General features: G+C 65.4%; 10 protein-coding genes and 2 pseudogenes. 1 reads left to right on the top strand and 11 read right to left on the bottom strand.

The window, feature by feature from the left end; all coding sequences use genetic code 11:
- A pseudogene (locus ABF990_RS14240) lies at positions 1–1756 on the bottom strand (double-strand break repair protein AddB); the annotation flags it as partial.
- Between the two features lie 188 nt (positions 1757–1944).
- Positions 1945–2448 (bottom strand): annotated as a pseudogene (tsaE, locus tag ABF990_RS14235) (tRNA (adenosine(37)-N6)-threonylcarbamoyltransferase complex ATPase subunit type 1 TsaE); the annotation flags it as partial.
- Positions 2449–2840: 392 nt separating this feature from the next.
- Here tsaE and ABF990_RS14230 point away from each other — a divergent pair.
- Positions 2841–3626: a response regulator transcription factor gene (locus ABF990_RS14230; RefSeq protein WP_415492230.1), complete on the top strand. Its 786-nt coding sequence runs from the start codon at positions 2841–2843 to the stop codon at positions 3624–3626.
- 70 nt (positions 3627–3696) lie between these two features.
- Here the strand turns inward: ABF990_RS14230 and thiD are convergent, their stop codons facing one another.
- From thiD to ABF990_RS14185, 9 genes are all read right to left on the bottom strand, one after another.
- On the bottom strand, positions 3697–4530 hold the full coding sequence (gene thiD / locus ABF990_RS14225; protein ID WP_415500838.1) for a bifunctional hydroxymethylpyrimidine kinase/phosphomethylpyrimidine kinase: 834 nt from the start codon (positions 4528–4530) through the stop codon (positions 3697–3699).
- Between the two features lie 48 nt (positions 4531–4578).
- On the bottom strand, positions 4579–5928 hold the full coding sequence (glmM, locus tag ABF990_RS14220) for a phosphoglucosamine mutase (protein ID WP_415492232.1): 1350 nt from the start codon (positions 5926–5928) through the stop codon (positions 4579–4581).
- Between the two features lie 132 nt (positions 5929–6060).
- Complete coding sequence (gene folP / locus ABF990_RS14215) at positions 6061–7092, bottom strand: dihydropteroate synthase (RefSeq protein ID WP_415492233.1); 1032 nt, start codon at positions 7090–7092, stop codon at positions 6061–6063.
- A gap of 150 nt (positions 7093–7242) precedes the next feature.
- Positions 7243–9186, bottom strand: coding sequence for an ATP-dependent zinc metalloprotease FtsH (ftsH, locus tag ABF990_RS14210; protein WP_415492234.1), 1944 nt, complete (start codon positions 9184–9186; stop codon positions 7243–7245).
- Between the two features lie 130 nt (positions 9187–9316).
- Positions 9317–11002: a tRNA lysidine(34) synthetase TilS gene (tilS, locus tag ABF990_RS14205; protein ID WP_415506661.1), complete on the bottom strand. Its 1686-nt coding sequence runs from the start codon at positions 11000–11002 to the stop codon at positions 9317–9319.
- Positions 11003–11032: 30 nt separating this feature from the next.
- On the bottom strand, positions 11033–11896 hold the full coding sequence (locus tag ABF990_RS14200; RefSeq protein ID WP_415500840.1) for a hypothetical protein: 864 nt from the start codon (positions 11894–11896) through the stop codon (positions 11033–11035).
- A gap of 141 nt (positions 11897–12037) precedes the next feature.
- Positions 12038–12508, bottom strand: a complete 471-nt coding sequence (pal, locus tag ABF990_RS14195) for a peptidoglycan-associated lipoprotein Pal (protein WP_415492237.1) — start codon at positions 12506–12508, stop codon at positions 12038–12040.
- Positions 12509–12829: 321 nt separating this feature from the next.
- On the bottom strand, positions 12830–14197 hold the full coding sequence (gene tolB, locus ABF990_RS14190; RefSeq protein ID WP_415492238.1) for a Tol-Pal system beta propeller repeat protein TolB: 1368 nt from the start codon (positions 14195–14197) through the stop codon (positions 12830–12832).
- Between the two features lie 23 nt (positions 14198–14220).
- A partial coding sequence (locus tag ABF990_RS14185) for an energy transducer TonB (RefSeq protein WP_415506660.1) occupies positions 14221–14963 on the bottom strand: 743 nt, incomplete at its 5' end.

Below are 14963 nucleotides of genomic sequence, written 5' to 3'. Positions count from 1 at the left end.
GGCGGGCCGGGCCGTCTTCCTCATCCGTGCGGGCCAGCCGTTCGGCCACGGCCAGCAGCCCCGCCAGCAGGTCGGGCAGGGGGGCCTGGTGGGCGCGGGCCTGTGGCCCCGGCGCGGCCCTGGGCTGATCCATGGTCCATCCCAGCACGGGTTCGAAACAGAAGGCCAGCCGGTCCATGAAGGCAGGCAGCGGTTCGGGGCCAAAGGGCCGGTCCGCCGTATGGGCGGTGTCGGTCTGGGCATGGCGGTTCCGGGCGCTGAGCGTATCCTCCACCGCCATGCGCAGGGCAGCAAAACCGGGGGCGGGCGCAGGCCCGCGCAGCACCATGCGTTCGAGCAGGCGAGCCGAGGCCCGGCAGGTGCCCACCGACAGCCCACACGCCACCAGAGGGTGTTTGAGCACCGACAGCAGCGCCACGGGCGAAAACCCGCTATCGACCATGCGGGCGATCAGGCGCAGCAGCACCGCGACCGGGGTGCTGGACAATGCAAGGCCCGCGCTGTCATCGGCCACCACACCCCAGCGCGCCAGTTCCGTGGACACGCGGGCGGCCAGAGCCCGGTCGGGCGTGACGAGTGCAACCGTGTGGCCCGGCGTTTCGATCGCATCGCGCATGATCATGCTGATGGCGAGGGCTTCCTCCTGTTCGTCCTGCGCCTCGATCCGCTGCACCTGTCCGGGTGCTGCAGCGGAGCCCTGCGCCACACCGGTCGTCGCGCCGACTGTCGCCCCCACGGTCACCCCGACTGTCGCATCGGCCGCCACATCGCGCGTCCAGTCGCCAAGGGCCTGGGCCGGCAGCATGACCCGGGCCAGCATGGCGGCGCGGGCGGGGTTTCCGCCGCTGGCGGGCCAGGGCTCCACATCGGCCCGCGTGGCCTCCAGCACCGCAAGCAGATGCGCCATGCCCGCCTGGGGGTGGCTGTCGGGCAAGGTGTCGAACACCTCTCCCGGCATGTCCATATCCAGCCCGGGCAGAATGATCATGCCCCCCGGACAGGCCGACACGGCCCGCAGCGCGTGACCCAGCGGGGCCATGACATGGGTGAACCCCGCCGCCCACAGGCGCGTGGCATCCCCCCTCCGGGCCATGCCACGCCACACCCGCGCCTGCGCGCCCAGAAGGGCGACCTGGCGTGCGACAGGGTTCATAACCCCCTGTTCACGCAGCCAGGCGGGCCAGGCATGTGTGACGATGGAGAGAAACCGCAGAATGATCTGCCAGTGTTCGGCAAAATTGTCCTGCACGGCGTCCGGCAGGCGTTCGGCCAGGGTAATGCCTGCCCATTCGGCCTCGTCCATCAGCTCGGCCAGGGCGTTGGCAAGCGGCCAGGCCTGGTCCAGCGTGGGCCGGGTGCCAAACGCGCCTTCGGCCTGCAAAATCAGCCGCGTGAGCGTTGCAAGCCGCGTCATGCCGCCCACGGCCGGGGGCAGGGTCAGCGGCCCGCATGCCCGATCATATGCCTCATCCGGCTCCATCCGGTCCGCGTCGTCCAGCCCCGGCGAAGGGGAGGAAACCGACAGCCCAAGCTCAGCCTCGTCCAGCGCGCCAATGGGCATGATACGGGGCAGCAGCATGCCCCCGCCATCCATCTGGCGCAAAAAGGCCTCGGTCAGCGCGCGGGCGGCCCGGCGGCCGGGCAGCACGATCACGCCATGGCCCATGGCCTCACGGTCATGCCCGGCGGCGGCAATCCAGCGGGCGGCCAACTGGTCCAGAAAAGGCAGATGGGCGGGAATGCTGGCCAGTTTCATGCGCGGGTCCCGGATTGCGTTCCAGATTGCGGGGCGGAGTGCAGGGCGGAGTCCGCCCCCGGACCGGCCCCCAACACCGCCTGTGAAGCAGCGCTTGAATCAGTCCCTGACGCAGTCTCCGGATCAACCCCTGGCCCGCCACCGGGCACACCCTCGGCACCCGGTTGCGCGGCGGGCGCCACCACAAGCCCCGCGGCCACAAACCGCGCGGCGGGCAGGCGGTCAGCCCAGCCACGCAGCGCAGCACGGCGCAGACCCGAAGGCTCAGGCACAAGGGTAAGAAAAAGCGCATCGGGCGGGGTCAGGTCTTCCAGCCGTTCGGGCCATTCGACCAGCACCACACCGTCACGCGCGTCGTCCCAGCCCAGTTCCTCGACCTCATCCGGGCCACCCAGCCGCCACAGGTCGAAATGGTGCACGACGCCCGCGATATCCGCCCGGTCCGGGGCGGGGGGCACCGTGTAGGGCTGAACCAGCGTATATGTGGGGCTGGGCACCTCCATATCCGGTGCATGGCACAGCGCACGCAGGTAAGCGCGGGCCAGCACGCTCTTGCCAGCCCCTAACGGACCCGAGAGCAGGATCGCATCTCCCGCCCGGCTTACCTCTGCCAGCAGCGCCCCCAGCCTGACCGTGGCGGCTTCGTTTTCGAGATCGACAACGATCACGGAATTTTGTGCTCCCTGCGTCATGACCCGACCCTTACACCCTATTCTATCCGCACCGAACAGGACGACATGAAAAATCCGCCGGGAACGCTACGAATCCACAGCAATACTTAACTATTTTTAATGATAGTGGCGCAATCGCCTTTGTTCTGCTGCCGCACCCGACCTCCAAAAAAAAATTTACCTTTTTTTCCACCCATCGACGCAAACGGTGGGCCTGTTTACCAGCCTTCTGCCAGACAATACTTTAATTTCTGGCAGCCATGTGGTTTGGACATGGTAAATCGTCGTCGTGAGGGAAAAACATGGTGATTTTATGTTTCTTTCTGCGAAAAAAACACGCCAGAGTGCAGTTGTAAGGACGTTATACAACCCTAGGGTGTGCCGTTTCCTTGCAATTTAAAGGAGGTCCGACCATGCGTATTTTGTTCGTGGAGAATAAATTCGCCTCAAGCCGCACCATCCTGTCTGCGCTGAAAAAGGCGGGTCTTGCATCCGACCTGGCGCGTTCGGGACAGAACGCCATAGAGCTCCTGCGTAATTACGATTACGGACTGGCCATCATTAATCTGCATCTGTCCGACATGGACGGGTTCACATTTCTCAGTAGCTTGCGTTCACTCAAAATTTCCACGCCTGTCATCATTCTTTCCGCAGCCGATGCACCGGACGCCAAGATCCGGGCATTTTCTCTGGGGGCGGATGATTTTCTGGTCGAACCCATCGACATGGCCGAACTTGTGGCCCGTGTGCAGGCCATCCTGCGACGATCCAACGGTTTTGCCCACCCGGTCATTCAGGTTGGCGCCCTTGTTCTCGACCTGAACAGCCAGTCTGTCACCGTTGCGGACCAGCCCGTTCACCTGACCGGCAAGGAATTCGCCATTCTGGAACTGCTGGTGCTGCGCAAGGGCATTGCCCAAACGAAAGAGACGTTTCTCAACCATCTCTATGGCGGGCGGGACGAACCCGATATCAAGATCATTGACGTCTTTATCTGCAAACTGCGCAAGAAGCTCCAGTATGTGGGCGGCAACAGCCTGATTTCCACCGTATGGGGCAAGGGCTATATCCTGCACGACCCGCAGACCCGCAAACCCGCAGCCCAGCCGCACCTGGCCCACGTCGCAACCGTAGAACATGCACGGGCCCCCGAACACCTGGAGGCGCGACACCTGCAACTGCTGGAAAATACACGCTGACCGAACCACCTGCCTGACCACGATCCATGCTGCGGGAGTCACCGGACACGCCGCCTGACCACGCGCGATGTCAGCGTTCCGACCCGTCCCCCCAGCCATGGGCGTGCCAGAGCGGTCCCGCCCCCTGCCCCAGACCCGGCGCCTGGGCAATCGCCGCGCGCACGTAAGCGCGGGCCTGTTCCACGGCATCGACCAGGGCCACGCCCTGTGCAAGCCGTGTCGCTATGGCACTGGCCAGCGTGCAGCCCGTACCATGCGTATGCCGCCCGGCAAGGCGCGTGCCCGAAAACTCGGTCACGCCATCCCCATCGAGCAGCAGATCGACCAGATCGTCCCCCGGCAGGTGCCCGCCCTTGAGCAGGACCGCCCCCCCCGTCATGTCGCGCAGGCGTCGCGCCGCAACCCGCATCTGCGCCACGCTGGCGATCTCGAGCCCTGTCAGGCAGGTCGCCTCGGGCAGGTTGGGGGTCATGACAGACGCCAGCGGCAACAGCGTATGCACGAGGGTGTCGAGCGCATCGGCCCTTAAAAGAGCAGCCCCGCCCTTGGCCACCATCACCGGGTCCACAACCACGGGCAGGCCCGGACTTTCGCGCAGGGCCTGCGTGAGTTCGCGCGCCACGGCGTCGATTTCCGCAACGCCGCCCAGCATGCCGGTTTTCAGGGCGTCGGCCCCAATATCCTCCAGCACGCAGCGTATCTGCTCGCGTATGAAAGCGGGAGGCACTGGCAGGATGTCACGCACACCGAGCGTGTTCTGGGCGGTCAGGGCGGTAATGGCCGTCATGGCGTATCCGCCCAGCGCGGTAATGGTCTTGATATCGGCCTGAATACCCGCCCCGCCGCCGGAGTCGCTCCCGGCAATGGACAGGATACGGGCCTTGGCCGCGCCTTGAGCCGTCATCCGCCACGCCCTTTCATACGCGTGCTGTGCCTGCACCCTGTCCGTCTGTCAGGCGGGAAGGGTGATCTGCTCAAGCGCATCGCACATCTGGCAGACTGCTTCCTCGACCAGGGCCGCGTCTTCGGCCTCCACCATGACGCGCACCAGCGGTTCCGTGCCGCTGCGGCGCAGCACCAGCCGCCCGCGCGTGCCCAGAAGCTGTTCCACTTCGGCCTGCCTGCGGCGCACCGGTTCGGCATCCAGCGGGCAGACCCCCTGATAGCGGACGTTGCGCAGGGTCTGGGGGAACGGCGTGAACAGGCGACAGACCTCGCTGGCCGGGCGCCCGGCCTCGACCAGCACGGCCAGAATCTGCAATGCGGCCACCAGCCCGTCCCCCGTGGTGGCGAAATCGGTCAGCACCATGTGGCCGGACTGTTCGCCCCCCACATTGGCCCCGCGTTCGCGCATGCGTTCCACCACGTAGCGGTCGCCCACAGCGGTGCGTTCCAGCCCGATACCCAGCGAGTGCAGGAACCGCTCCAGCCCCATATTGGACATGACTGTGGCCACAACACTCTTGCCCACAAGCCGGTTTTCGCGCGTCCAGGACTGGGCGATCAGCGCCAGGATCTGGTCGCCGTCGACCAGACGACCGGTTTCGTCGGCTATCAGCACACGGTCGGCATCGCCATCAAGGGCAATGCCCAGATCGGCCTTGTGGCGGATAACGGCCGTACACAGCGCCTCGGGGTGGGTGGAGCCACACCGGTCGTTGATGTTCACGCCATTGGGGTCGCAGCCGATCCGCACGACCTCGGCCCCCAGTTCCCACAGGGCGGTGGGGGCCACGCGGTAGGCGGAGCCGTTGGCGCAGTCGATAACGATCTTCATGCCATCCAGCCGCAGCTTGCGCGGGAAGGACGACTTGGCGTTTTCCACGTAGCGGCCTGCCGCATCGTTCAGGCGCGAGGCACGGCCGATCTGGTCGGGGGCGGCCAGATGCTGCCGCAGGTCGGCCTCCATCAGCGCCTCGATCTCGCTTTCGTCCCGGTCGGACAGCTTGAAGCCATCGGGCCCGAACAGCTTGATGCCGTTATCGCCGAACGGATTGTGCGAGGCCGAGATCATGACCCCCAGATCCGCCCGGAGGGAGCGCGTCAGCATGGCAATGGCCGGTGTGGGCAACGGTCCCACAAGGGTTACGTCCATGCCCGCCGACAGAAAACCCGCGACCAGCGCGCTTTCGATCATGTAGCCCGAAAGCCGGGTGTCCTTGCCCAGCAGCACGCTATGCCTGTGATCGCCCCGGCGGAAATGCACGCCCGCCGCCTGCCCCAGTTTCTGGGCGATTTCCACTGTCATGGGGGCTGTGTTGGCGGTGCCCCGAATACCATCTGTCCCAAAAAAACGCTTCATGCCGTCCGTTCCGTTCCGCTTTCAATACGGGCGAGCCGCGTATCTGGGCGAACGCTGTTTTCCTTTATCATTTCTGCCTGTCCTAAAACGGTTTCCTCCCACAGGAAAACACGTTCAAGTAAAGAATTGTTTTTAATCCCTACAAATCGCCTGCCAGACCCGCATGCCCTGCACCATGGCGGGCACGTCATGCACCCGCAGCAGCGGCGCGCCAAACGCCATGGCCGGCAGGGATGCGGCCATGCTTGCCGCATCGCGGTCCTCGGCCCGGGCAACCCCGGTCATCTCGCCCAGCATGCGCTTGCGCGAGAGCGCGAACACCACACGGCACCCCAGATTGGCCAGCAGCAGACAGCGCCGCAGCAGAACCACGTTCTGCGCCGCCGTCTTGGCAAACCCGAAACCGGGGTCGACCATCAGCCGCTCACGCGCAATGCCCGCCTGCAGCGCGACCTGCACACGTTGCCCCAGTTCACGCACCACCTCGCACGCCACATCGTCATAAACAGCGTAACGCTCCATGGTCTGGGGCGTTCCGCGCATATGCATAAGCACCACGCCGCAGTTTTGCGCCGCCAGCAGCGGCAGGGCGGCAGGGTCGTGCCGCAGGGCGGTGACATCGTTCACCACAGCCGCCCCGGCGGAGAGGGCGCGCGCCATCACCAGGCTGTGGCGCGTATCGATGGACAGGGTGGCCTGTGGCGCGCGGGCGCGCAGGCCGGCCAGCACCGGGGCCACACGCGCCCATTCCTGTTCGGGAGTCACGGGACTGGAACCGGGGCGCGTGCTTTCCCCACCGATATCGAGCACCCCGCACCCGACCTCCACCATGGCGAGCCCGGCCTTTATGGCCTCCTCCGCCTGGAAATGCTGACCGCCGTTGCTGAAACTGTCGGGGGTGACGTTGAGTATCCCCATCACCTGGGGGCCGGGTGGCACCATGCCATGGGAGGTGGGGGCACTCAGGCGGTGCAATTCCGCCTCCCACCCTTTGGGCACATCCGCCAGCGGCATGAGTGGGGAGGTCACGGTCCCCTCGATCAGCCGGACATGGGTGAACGCTGCGGGACCATCCATAAGGGGGCGGGCAAAACCGCGCGCCACGGCGTCGCGCGCCATCTGGCCATAGAGCAGGCCCACAGGTTCAACCAGTTTATGCCACATACCCGCCTGTCACAGAGACACCGCATGATAGGCCGTCCCTGAGCCTTTCCGTGGAAAACGCCTATGAAAAAAGGCGGCATGAACTGCCGCCTTCGGGTTGGCGCACGGGCAGGGCAACGCAAACCTGCCCGCGCGGTCCGGAACGGGATGTCAGCCCGGCTGGGGTACCGGGGCGGGGCCGCCGCCTTCCCCCGCAACGCCACCGGAGGCCGTGCCGTCACCGGCCGAAACCTGCGGAACGGAGGCACGCCGGTTGACCGGGCCTGTTTCCTCCTCCTGCGTGCGTTCGATCGGCTGGCCGCGCATGATCTGCCGGATTTCCTCACCCGTCAGGGTTTCGAATTCCAGCAGGGCTTCGGCCAGGCGGTGCAGTTCATCCACATGGTCGTGCATGTAGTTGCGGGCCTGGTCATAGGCTTCATCGATCAGGCGTTTGATTTCTTCATCGATTTCACGGGCGGTTTCCTCGGAAAAATTCCGGTTCATGCCGGTAAAGAATCCACCGCCGCCGCCCTGGTCGTCATCCGCATAGGCGATCATGCCCAGCTTTTCGCTCATGCCCCATTCGGTCACCATGCTGCGGGCGACGCGGGTGGCCATTTTAATGTCACCCATTGCGCCGTTGCAGATGTTGTCCTTGCCGTAAATGACTTCCTCCGCCACGCGGCCACCCATGGCCACCACCAGATGGGCGATGGCGTTCTTGCGGCTCATGGACAGGCGGTCATCCTCCGGCAGGCGCATGACCATACCCAGCGCGCGCCCACGCGGAATGATGGTGGCCTTGTGGATCGGCTCGCTTTCGGGGACCAGCACCGCCGTAATGGCGTGCCCGGCCTCGTGATAGGCGGTGCGTTTCTTTTCCTCGTCGCTCATGACCAGGGAGCGGCGCTCCACACCCATGAGCACCTTGTCCTTCGCATCCTCGAATTCGCGCATGGACACGGTGCGGCGGCCAAGGCGGGCGGCGGCCAGCGCGGCCTCGTTCACCAGGTTGGCCAGATCGGCACCCGAAAAACCGGGCGTGCCGCGGGCGATAATGCGGGGGTCCACGTCGGAGGCCAGCGGCACCTTGCGCATGTGCACACGCAGGATTTTCTCGCGCCCGCTCACGTCGGGGTTGGGCACGACCACCTGCCGGTCGAACCGGCCCGGACGCAGCAGGGCGGGGTCCAGCACGTCGGGGCGGTTGGTCGCGGCAATCAGGATCACGCCCTCGTTGCTTTCGAACCCGTCCATCTCGACCAGCATCTGGTTCAGGGTCTGTTCGCGTTCGTCGTTGCCACCCCCCATGCCCGCGCCACGATGGCGGCCCACGGCGTCGATTTCGTCGATGAAGATAATGCACGGGGCGGATTTCTTGCCCTGTTCGAACATGTCACGCACGCGCGACGCACCCACACCCACGAACATTTCCACAAAGTCGGAACCGGAAATGGTGAAGAACGGCACATTGGCTTCCCCCGCGATGGCACGGGCCAGCAGGGTCTTGCCGGTGCCGGGGGGACCGACCAGCAGCACGCCCTTGGGGATCTTGCCGCCCAGACGGGTGAATTTCTGCGGGTCTTTCAGGAAGTCCACGATCTCCTGCAACTCACCCTTGGCTTCGTCGATACCGGCCACGTCCTCGAACGTGACGCGACCGTGCTTTTCGGTCAGCATCTTGGCGCGCGACTTGCCAAAGCCCATGGCGCGACCGCCCGCACCCTGCATCTGACGCATCATGAACAGCCATGCGGCCACGAGCAGGATAATGGGCAGCGAGTTCAGGAAGTAGCGCAGCAGCGGGCTGCCTTCCTGTTCCAGCGGCTTGGCCACGACCTCAACCCCCTTGCCGACCATGCGCGAGACAAGGGTGGGGTCAGCGGGCGCGTAGCTTTCAAACGCGGTGCCGTCGGTCAGCGTGCCCGAAATATTGTGGTTCTGCATGACCACGGAGCGCACATGCCCGGCATCCACATCCGCCACGAAGTCGGAATATGCCAGTTGCTGGGCGGCGTGTTGCGTGCTGACCGGCTGGAACATGTTCACAAGCAGCAGCAGCAGCAGGATAATGCTGACCCACAGAGCCAGATTGCGGCCTAAGTTATTCATGGTACCCGAATATCCATACTTCTAGGGCGAACGCGCCCGAACGGTCTGCCCGGAACAGGGTGCATTGTGCCCGCCAGCCGACGGAAAAAGCAACCTCTGCTCCTATAAATGGGTGCGCTTGCAAATATTCCTAGTATGCAGGGCAGACATAATGTGCGGGCGCGCTTTCACGACACCCGTACAGCCCGCCACCGGTCGCGGCCATGGAAGGGCAGAACAGCACAGAGGCACCCTCCCAGCCGGCCTGCTCCCAGCCCAGAGCCGGAATGCTTACCAGTTTTCCCCGCCAGCGCAGGGCGGGCAAGGTTGCGCAGAACGCGGCGGGCCAGCCCGCACGCAGGGCTCGTGGCAGGCCAAACCCGGCTGCCCCCACCGTAAGCCCGTCCACAGACTCCCTGCACACGCCCACCCCATGAGAAAGACAGGACGCATCGGAGCCGCCGGAGTTGCAAAACACACCGTTCGGCCCGGACGATACGCCGTTGGAAAGGGCCGGGCCGGCAGGGGCCGGACTGCCAGACACCCGACCGGAAGCCACCCGACCGGAAGATGGCAGGGCATGAGATATCAGATCAGAAGACGCGGGATCACGAGACGCCGGGTCAGCAGACATCGGGTCAGGCCGTGTTTCCCCAAGGAGGGGCGTATTCCATGCAGGCGGCAGCACCAGCCTGAACCGGTTATCCCACATCGCGCGATCATGGGCTGCCACGGGCGGGGCAATATCCGCCTGTTCGCGGATCAGCACCCATTCATCCCGCCACCGCACCAGCCGCGCCCCGGCCAGCGTTGCCTCTCGCGGGTGGGCGCACAGGCTGGCCACGCTGCTGAGCGGCGGAGGATAATCCAGCCCGCCCACGCAGCGAACCAGCACCTGCATGAGATCGGGGTAGGGCAGGACCGCCCCCAGCCGGGCCCAGCCATGGGGCAGCAGCGCAACCTGCCGCGCAAAAGCCTGAGCCCGTGCGGTCTCGCGCGCCATGCGTCGGGTCCCAGCCTGCATGGCCAGAACCCAGTACTGCCCACGGGCTGACAGAGCAGTACCGCCGGGGCTTGCCGCAAGCCCCTCGACCGGGGCCGCCGGGGCCACAGGGTGCGTATCCGGCACGCCGGGGGGCTTGTGCTGCGCATCCGGCAGGCCGGGTGGGGACAAATGCGCAGGGGACGCCGCCAGGGCGTGGCGCACACGAACCCGTTCGGCGCGCCTGTCCTCGTTAGAGGGGTCATCCACCCAGGCCAGTCCGGCTTCGCGCAGGGTATTGCGCAGCGCCAGCCGGGAAACGCCCAGCAGCGGGCGCACAAGACGCACCCCGCCCCGGATCGTGATCCACCCCATGGCGGCCAGCCCGTCCGGGCCGCTGCCTGCCCTGCGGCGCATGAAAGCCGTTTCGGCCTGATCGTCAGCCTGATGGCCCAGCAGCAGGTTCACGCAGCCTTCCGCCCGGCAGGCATCCAGCAGAACCCTGTAGCGCGCCTGACGCGCCCGGGCCGCCATGCCCGCGCCACGGGCAAGGTCGGTCAGGGTCAGCACCCGCGCGGGCACGCCCATATGGGTCAGCCGATCAAAGGTCAGGCGGGCTTCCTGCGCGGAGTCGGCACGTAGGCCGTGGTCCACCACCAGGGCCCGCAGGTTTGTTCGCCAGTGCCGGGCAAGCCACGCCAGGCACAGACTGTCCCCCCCACCGGACACCGCCAGTGCAACCGGGGGCAGAGCAGGGTCATCGGGGCCAAAAGGCCCCAGTTCCGCCATGCGGGCCACAAACCATGCGGGAGGGACGGAGTGCGCCGAAAAAACCGGCCGCCCCGCGAACAGCACGGAAATGCCTCTATCCCCGCAGGTGGGCGGTCATGAGTTGCAGCCGCCTTTTTTGGTATAGACATCCACCGCGTGGCTGACCTGCCTGGACGGGTTGGGAAACTCCGCCGCCAGCTTGTCCAGCGCCTGGCACGCGGCTTTCTTGTCGCCCTGGGCCAGCAGCGTCGAGGTCACGCCCAGCAGCGCGTCAGGCGCGCGGGCACTTTTGGGCGACAGCTTGTAGGCGTCGTAATAGGCCAGAGCGGACTGACGATACTGCTTCTGCCCCGCCAGAGACTGGGCCAGCAGGAACTGCGCATCGATCTTGAACGCGCCCTTGGCGTTTTTCAGCGCGGCTTCGGCGTTGTCCTGGGCGGTGGTGTAGTCTTTTTTCGTCAGCGCCGCCTTACCCGCCTTGAGCAGATCGTCGGGCGAGTTCGATGCGGGCTCGGCTGTCGTGCTCGGCGCTGGGCCTGCCGCCGCCGCCCCGCCGCCTGCGCTCTGGCCGCCCTGGCCGTTCTGGGCAGCGAACTGGCTGTCGGCCACCTGCTTGGACAGGGCCGCGGTCTTTTGCTGAAGGTCGTTGGTCAACTGGTCGATCTGGCCGCGCATGTCGCGCTGCTGCTGTTCAAGCGTGCTGACCCGGTCCAGCAACTGGGCCACCAGATCGCCGTTCCCGCCGGCCGAAGCCGAAGGCGCTGGCAGCGCCCGCCCCGAGCCCTCCCCCTGGGAAGACTGCATCTGGCTGAGTGTCTGCTTGAGGGACAGAATCTGGTCCTGCAGGGCAATGCCTTCCCGGCTTGTCACATCCTGCGCCATACCCCGCGGGCTGGCCGTGGCCAGCAGCGCCGCTGCCAGACCCATTACCGCCAGGCCTTCGCCTGCCACGCGCATTCTCTTGAACCGGGCCTTCATCAGAACCTCATGCTTGCTTGGTCATCGGGCAAGGATTTCATCATCCTGCCCTGTAAAATCAAGAGTAGAAAACAAAACAGGCCGGGCTATGGCAGCCCGGCCTGTTTCGCGGTCAATCAAATTTCAGGGAAACTGAAATTCTTATTTGACAGCCGTAATGGCGTTACGGTTCTGGGCCCATGCTTCTTCGTTGTCACCAAGAGCAGTGGGGCGGTCCTTGCCGTAGGAAATGGTGGAGATACGGGCAGAGGTCGTGCCCTTGGCCACCAGGAAGTCACGCGCGGCGTTCGCACGACGCTGACCCAGGGCGATGTTGTATTCTTCCGTGCCACGGTCGTCGCAGTTACCGGCGATTTCAACATTGACCTGCGGGTACTTCGCCAGCCAGTCAGCCTGCTTCTGCAGAGTTGCCTTGGCGTCGTCCGTCAGGCCGCTCTGGTTCAGTTCGTAGAAGACGCGATCGCCAACGTTGGCAACCAGGTCAGCTTCGCTGCCCGGAACGGGGCCAGCAGGCTGCACGGCAGCGGTGGAAGCACCCGTGTTCGCCTTTTCATTCGCGCAAGCTGACAGAAGAGCAACCATTCCGAGCGCGGCAACAACTTTGAGTCTCATATGTCGGATCCTGAGAATTAGCCCCGGCGGGGCTATTCGGAGAAATAAAGAGTTCTAACCTTGTATCCCCGCGTATCCCTCTGCTCCTCTCCGAATCCTTCGAAGAGCCGACGAATTTTGGAGACCAGTTCGCCCTAAGCCATAGCTTATTCAAGCGGTCAAGCGGGTTCTCAATTTCTCATGTCAGGCATACAGAAACTGATACCGAAACGACACAGTCGCTTCGTTTCAATTTTGGACAACCTGCCTTGTAGACACCAACTATGGCCAGAGTATGAACACCCCCTTCCCGCGAGCGGAAAGGGGGTAAAACCGCTGTAATCAGCCGTTGAGCGGGGACCACGTGGGGTCGGACGCGCCCTCGGGCGTGCGCAGCGGCCGGTCGTTGAAACCGGTGATGTCGACCATGGCGATGGACGAGTTGAACCCCGCCCCCCCGCTGCCAGCACGGGTCTGGCGGCAATAGGCCAGCACGCGCCCGTTGGGGCAGAAGCTCGGGCTTTCCACCGTAAAGCCCTCGGTCATGATCCGCTCGCCCGTGCCGTCAGGCGCCATGACACCGAGCGAGAACGACCCGCCTGCAATACGGGTAAAGGCGATCAGGTCGCCACGGGGTGACCACACGGGATCGCCATATTGGCCCTGCCCGTAGGAGACGCGCTTCGCCTCGCCCCCTGTGGCGGGCATGATGTAAAGCTGCGGCGACCCGCCACGATCGGAGTTGAAGACGATCTGCGACCCGTCGGGGCTGAAACAGGGGCTGGTGTCGATCGCGCCCGAGGCCGTGATCTGCCGCCGTGCGCCCGAACCGAGATCGACCACAAACAGGTCCGACCCGCCATTGCGCGTGACCGACAGCACCACCGAACGCCCGTCGGGCGAGAAATGCGGCGCGAAGGAAATACCCTGGAAATCGCCCAGCAGCCGCTGCCGCCCGCTGGCCAGATCGAACAGGTAAACCCGGGGCCGGTTGTTGGCATAGGACAGGAACGCCACCTGGTCCTTGGTGGGGCTGAAGCGCGGCGTCAGGGTCAGCCAGTTGCCCGCACTCAGCATACGGGTATTCGCACCGTCCTGATCCATGATGGCCAGCCGCGTGCGCTGGTGCCCACGCGGGCCCGAACGCGAGATAAAGGCGATACGGGTATCGAAATACCCTTTTTCGCCCAGCATGCGCTCATAAATGACATCGCCCATGATATGGGCGATACGCCGCCAGTTGGCCGAGGTGGTGGTATAGGCCGTGCCCTGGATCTGCTGCTGGGCCAGCACGTCCCACAGCCGCATTTCCACCCGGACGGAAGGCCCGCTACCCGTAACCCCGCCGCTGACCTGCGCATGCGCGCCCATGCTCTTGGCGGTCGCGAAATCGGGCTTGCCGGACGCTGCCGCCGTACCCGGAATGACCTTGAACAGGCCGGTATTGTTCAGGTCGTTGGTCAGCACCTCGGCAATCTGCTGGCCCAGCCCGCCGCCAAAATCGGGAATGATGATGGGAATGGGGGCCGTGCGCGCCTGGTCCACCGTGATTTCGGCTTCCCCCCCCGCGGTCTGGGCAAAACCCGGCAGCGGCATGGCCAGCACGCCACCTGCCGCGGCGGCCGCGCCCATGAGGGTACGCCGGCGCAGGGCCCCTGCCAGCAGATCGGCGTCGTGATCGGATATAAGAGGCCTTGTACTCTTGACCATGGTCTGTTCTCCCTGTGGCCTGCTCAAGGCCTGAAGACAAATTTCAACTGCTGGGTCTGGCCCAGAAGCTCTTTTGGAATGGGCAGTTTGGCGCAGGTCGGGCTCAGCACGGCGGCGCGGGCGCGCTCGGCCAGCGCGCGGTACGACGCATCGGCAGCCATGCGGGCCTGTGTTTCAGGCGCGAACTGCACGATGCGGGCTTCGCCCTCGCTATCGATCGTCACCACCAGATGGGCGACAAAGGTGGCGTAGTCCTTGGCGGCGGTATCTTCCGAATAGCACCGGCGCACCGCCGCACCGATCGCTTTCTGCTGACCAGCGCTCAGGCTGCCGGTCAGGTTCCCCACGGGTGATCCTCCGCCCTTGGGCGCGCCCCCGGCAAGCGGGTTGGCGCGGGCCTTGGGCGCGTGGGTCTGCTTGACGTCGTCCCGGAAGGAATCGAGCGTCTCAAGCAGGGAATGGGTATCGGGCTGGCTTTTCTTCGCCTTGTTGGGCTGCGTGATATGCGACGGCACCACCGTGTCGGGCAGCGTGTCCGCAGGCTGCGTAATGGGCGAAGGCGGCGCCACCATGGGCGTCGGCTTGACGGGGCTGGGCGTTGCAGGCGGCGTTTTCACCACCTCGGGCGAGGGTTCCTCGGCCTTGGGGGGCACGGGCTCGTCCGGCAGGTCCTGGGGTGCGGCCTCGGGCCGGGGCGGCACAGGCTGCGGCGGAGGAGGAGGCGGTGGCGGTTCCTCGTTCGGCACGGGCTTGGGCGGCTCGGGGG

Origin of the sequence: Acetobacter sp. (genome assembly GCF_047723915.1) — a bacterium.
Lineage (GTDB): Bacteria > Pseudomonadota > Alphaproteobacteria > Acetobacterales > Acetobacteraceae > Acetobacter.
Note: the sequence above shows the minus strand (reverse complement) of the source record. Positions and strands in the feature narration are given on the sequence as shown.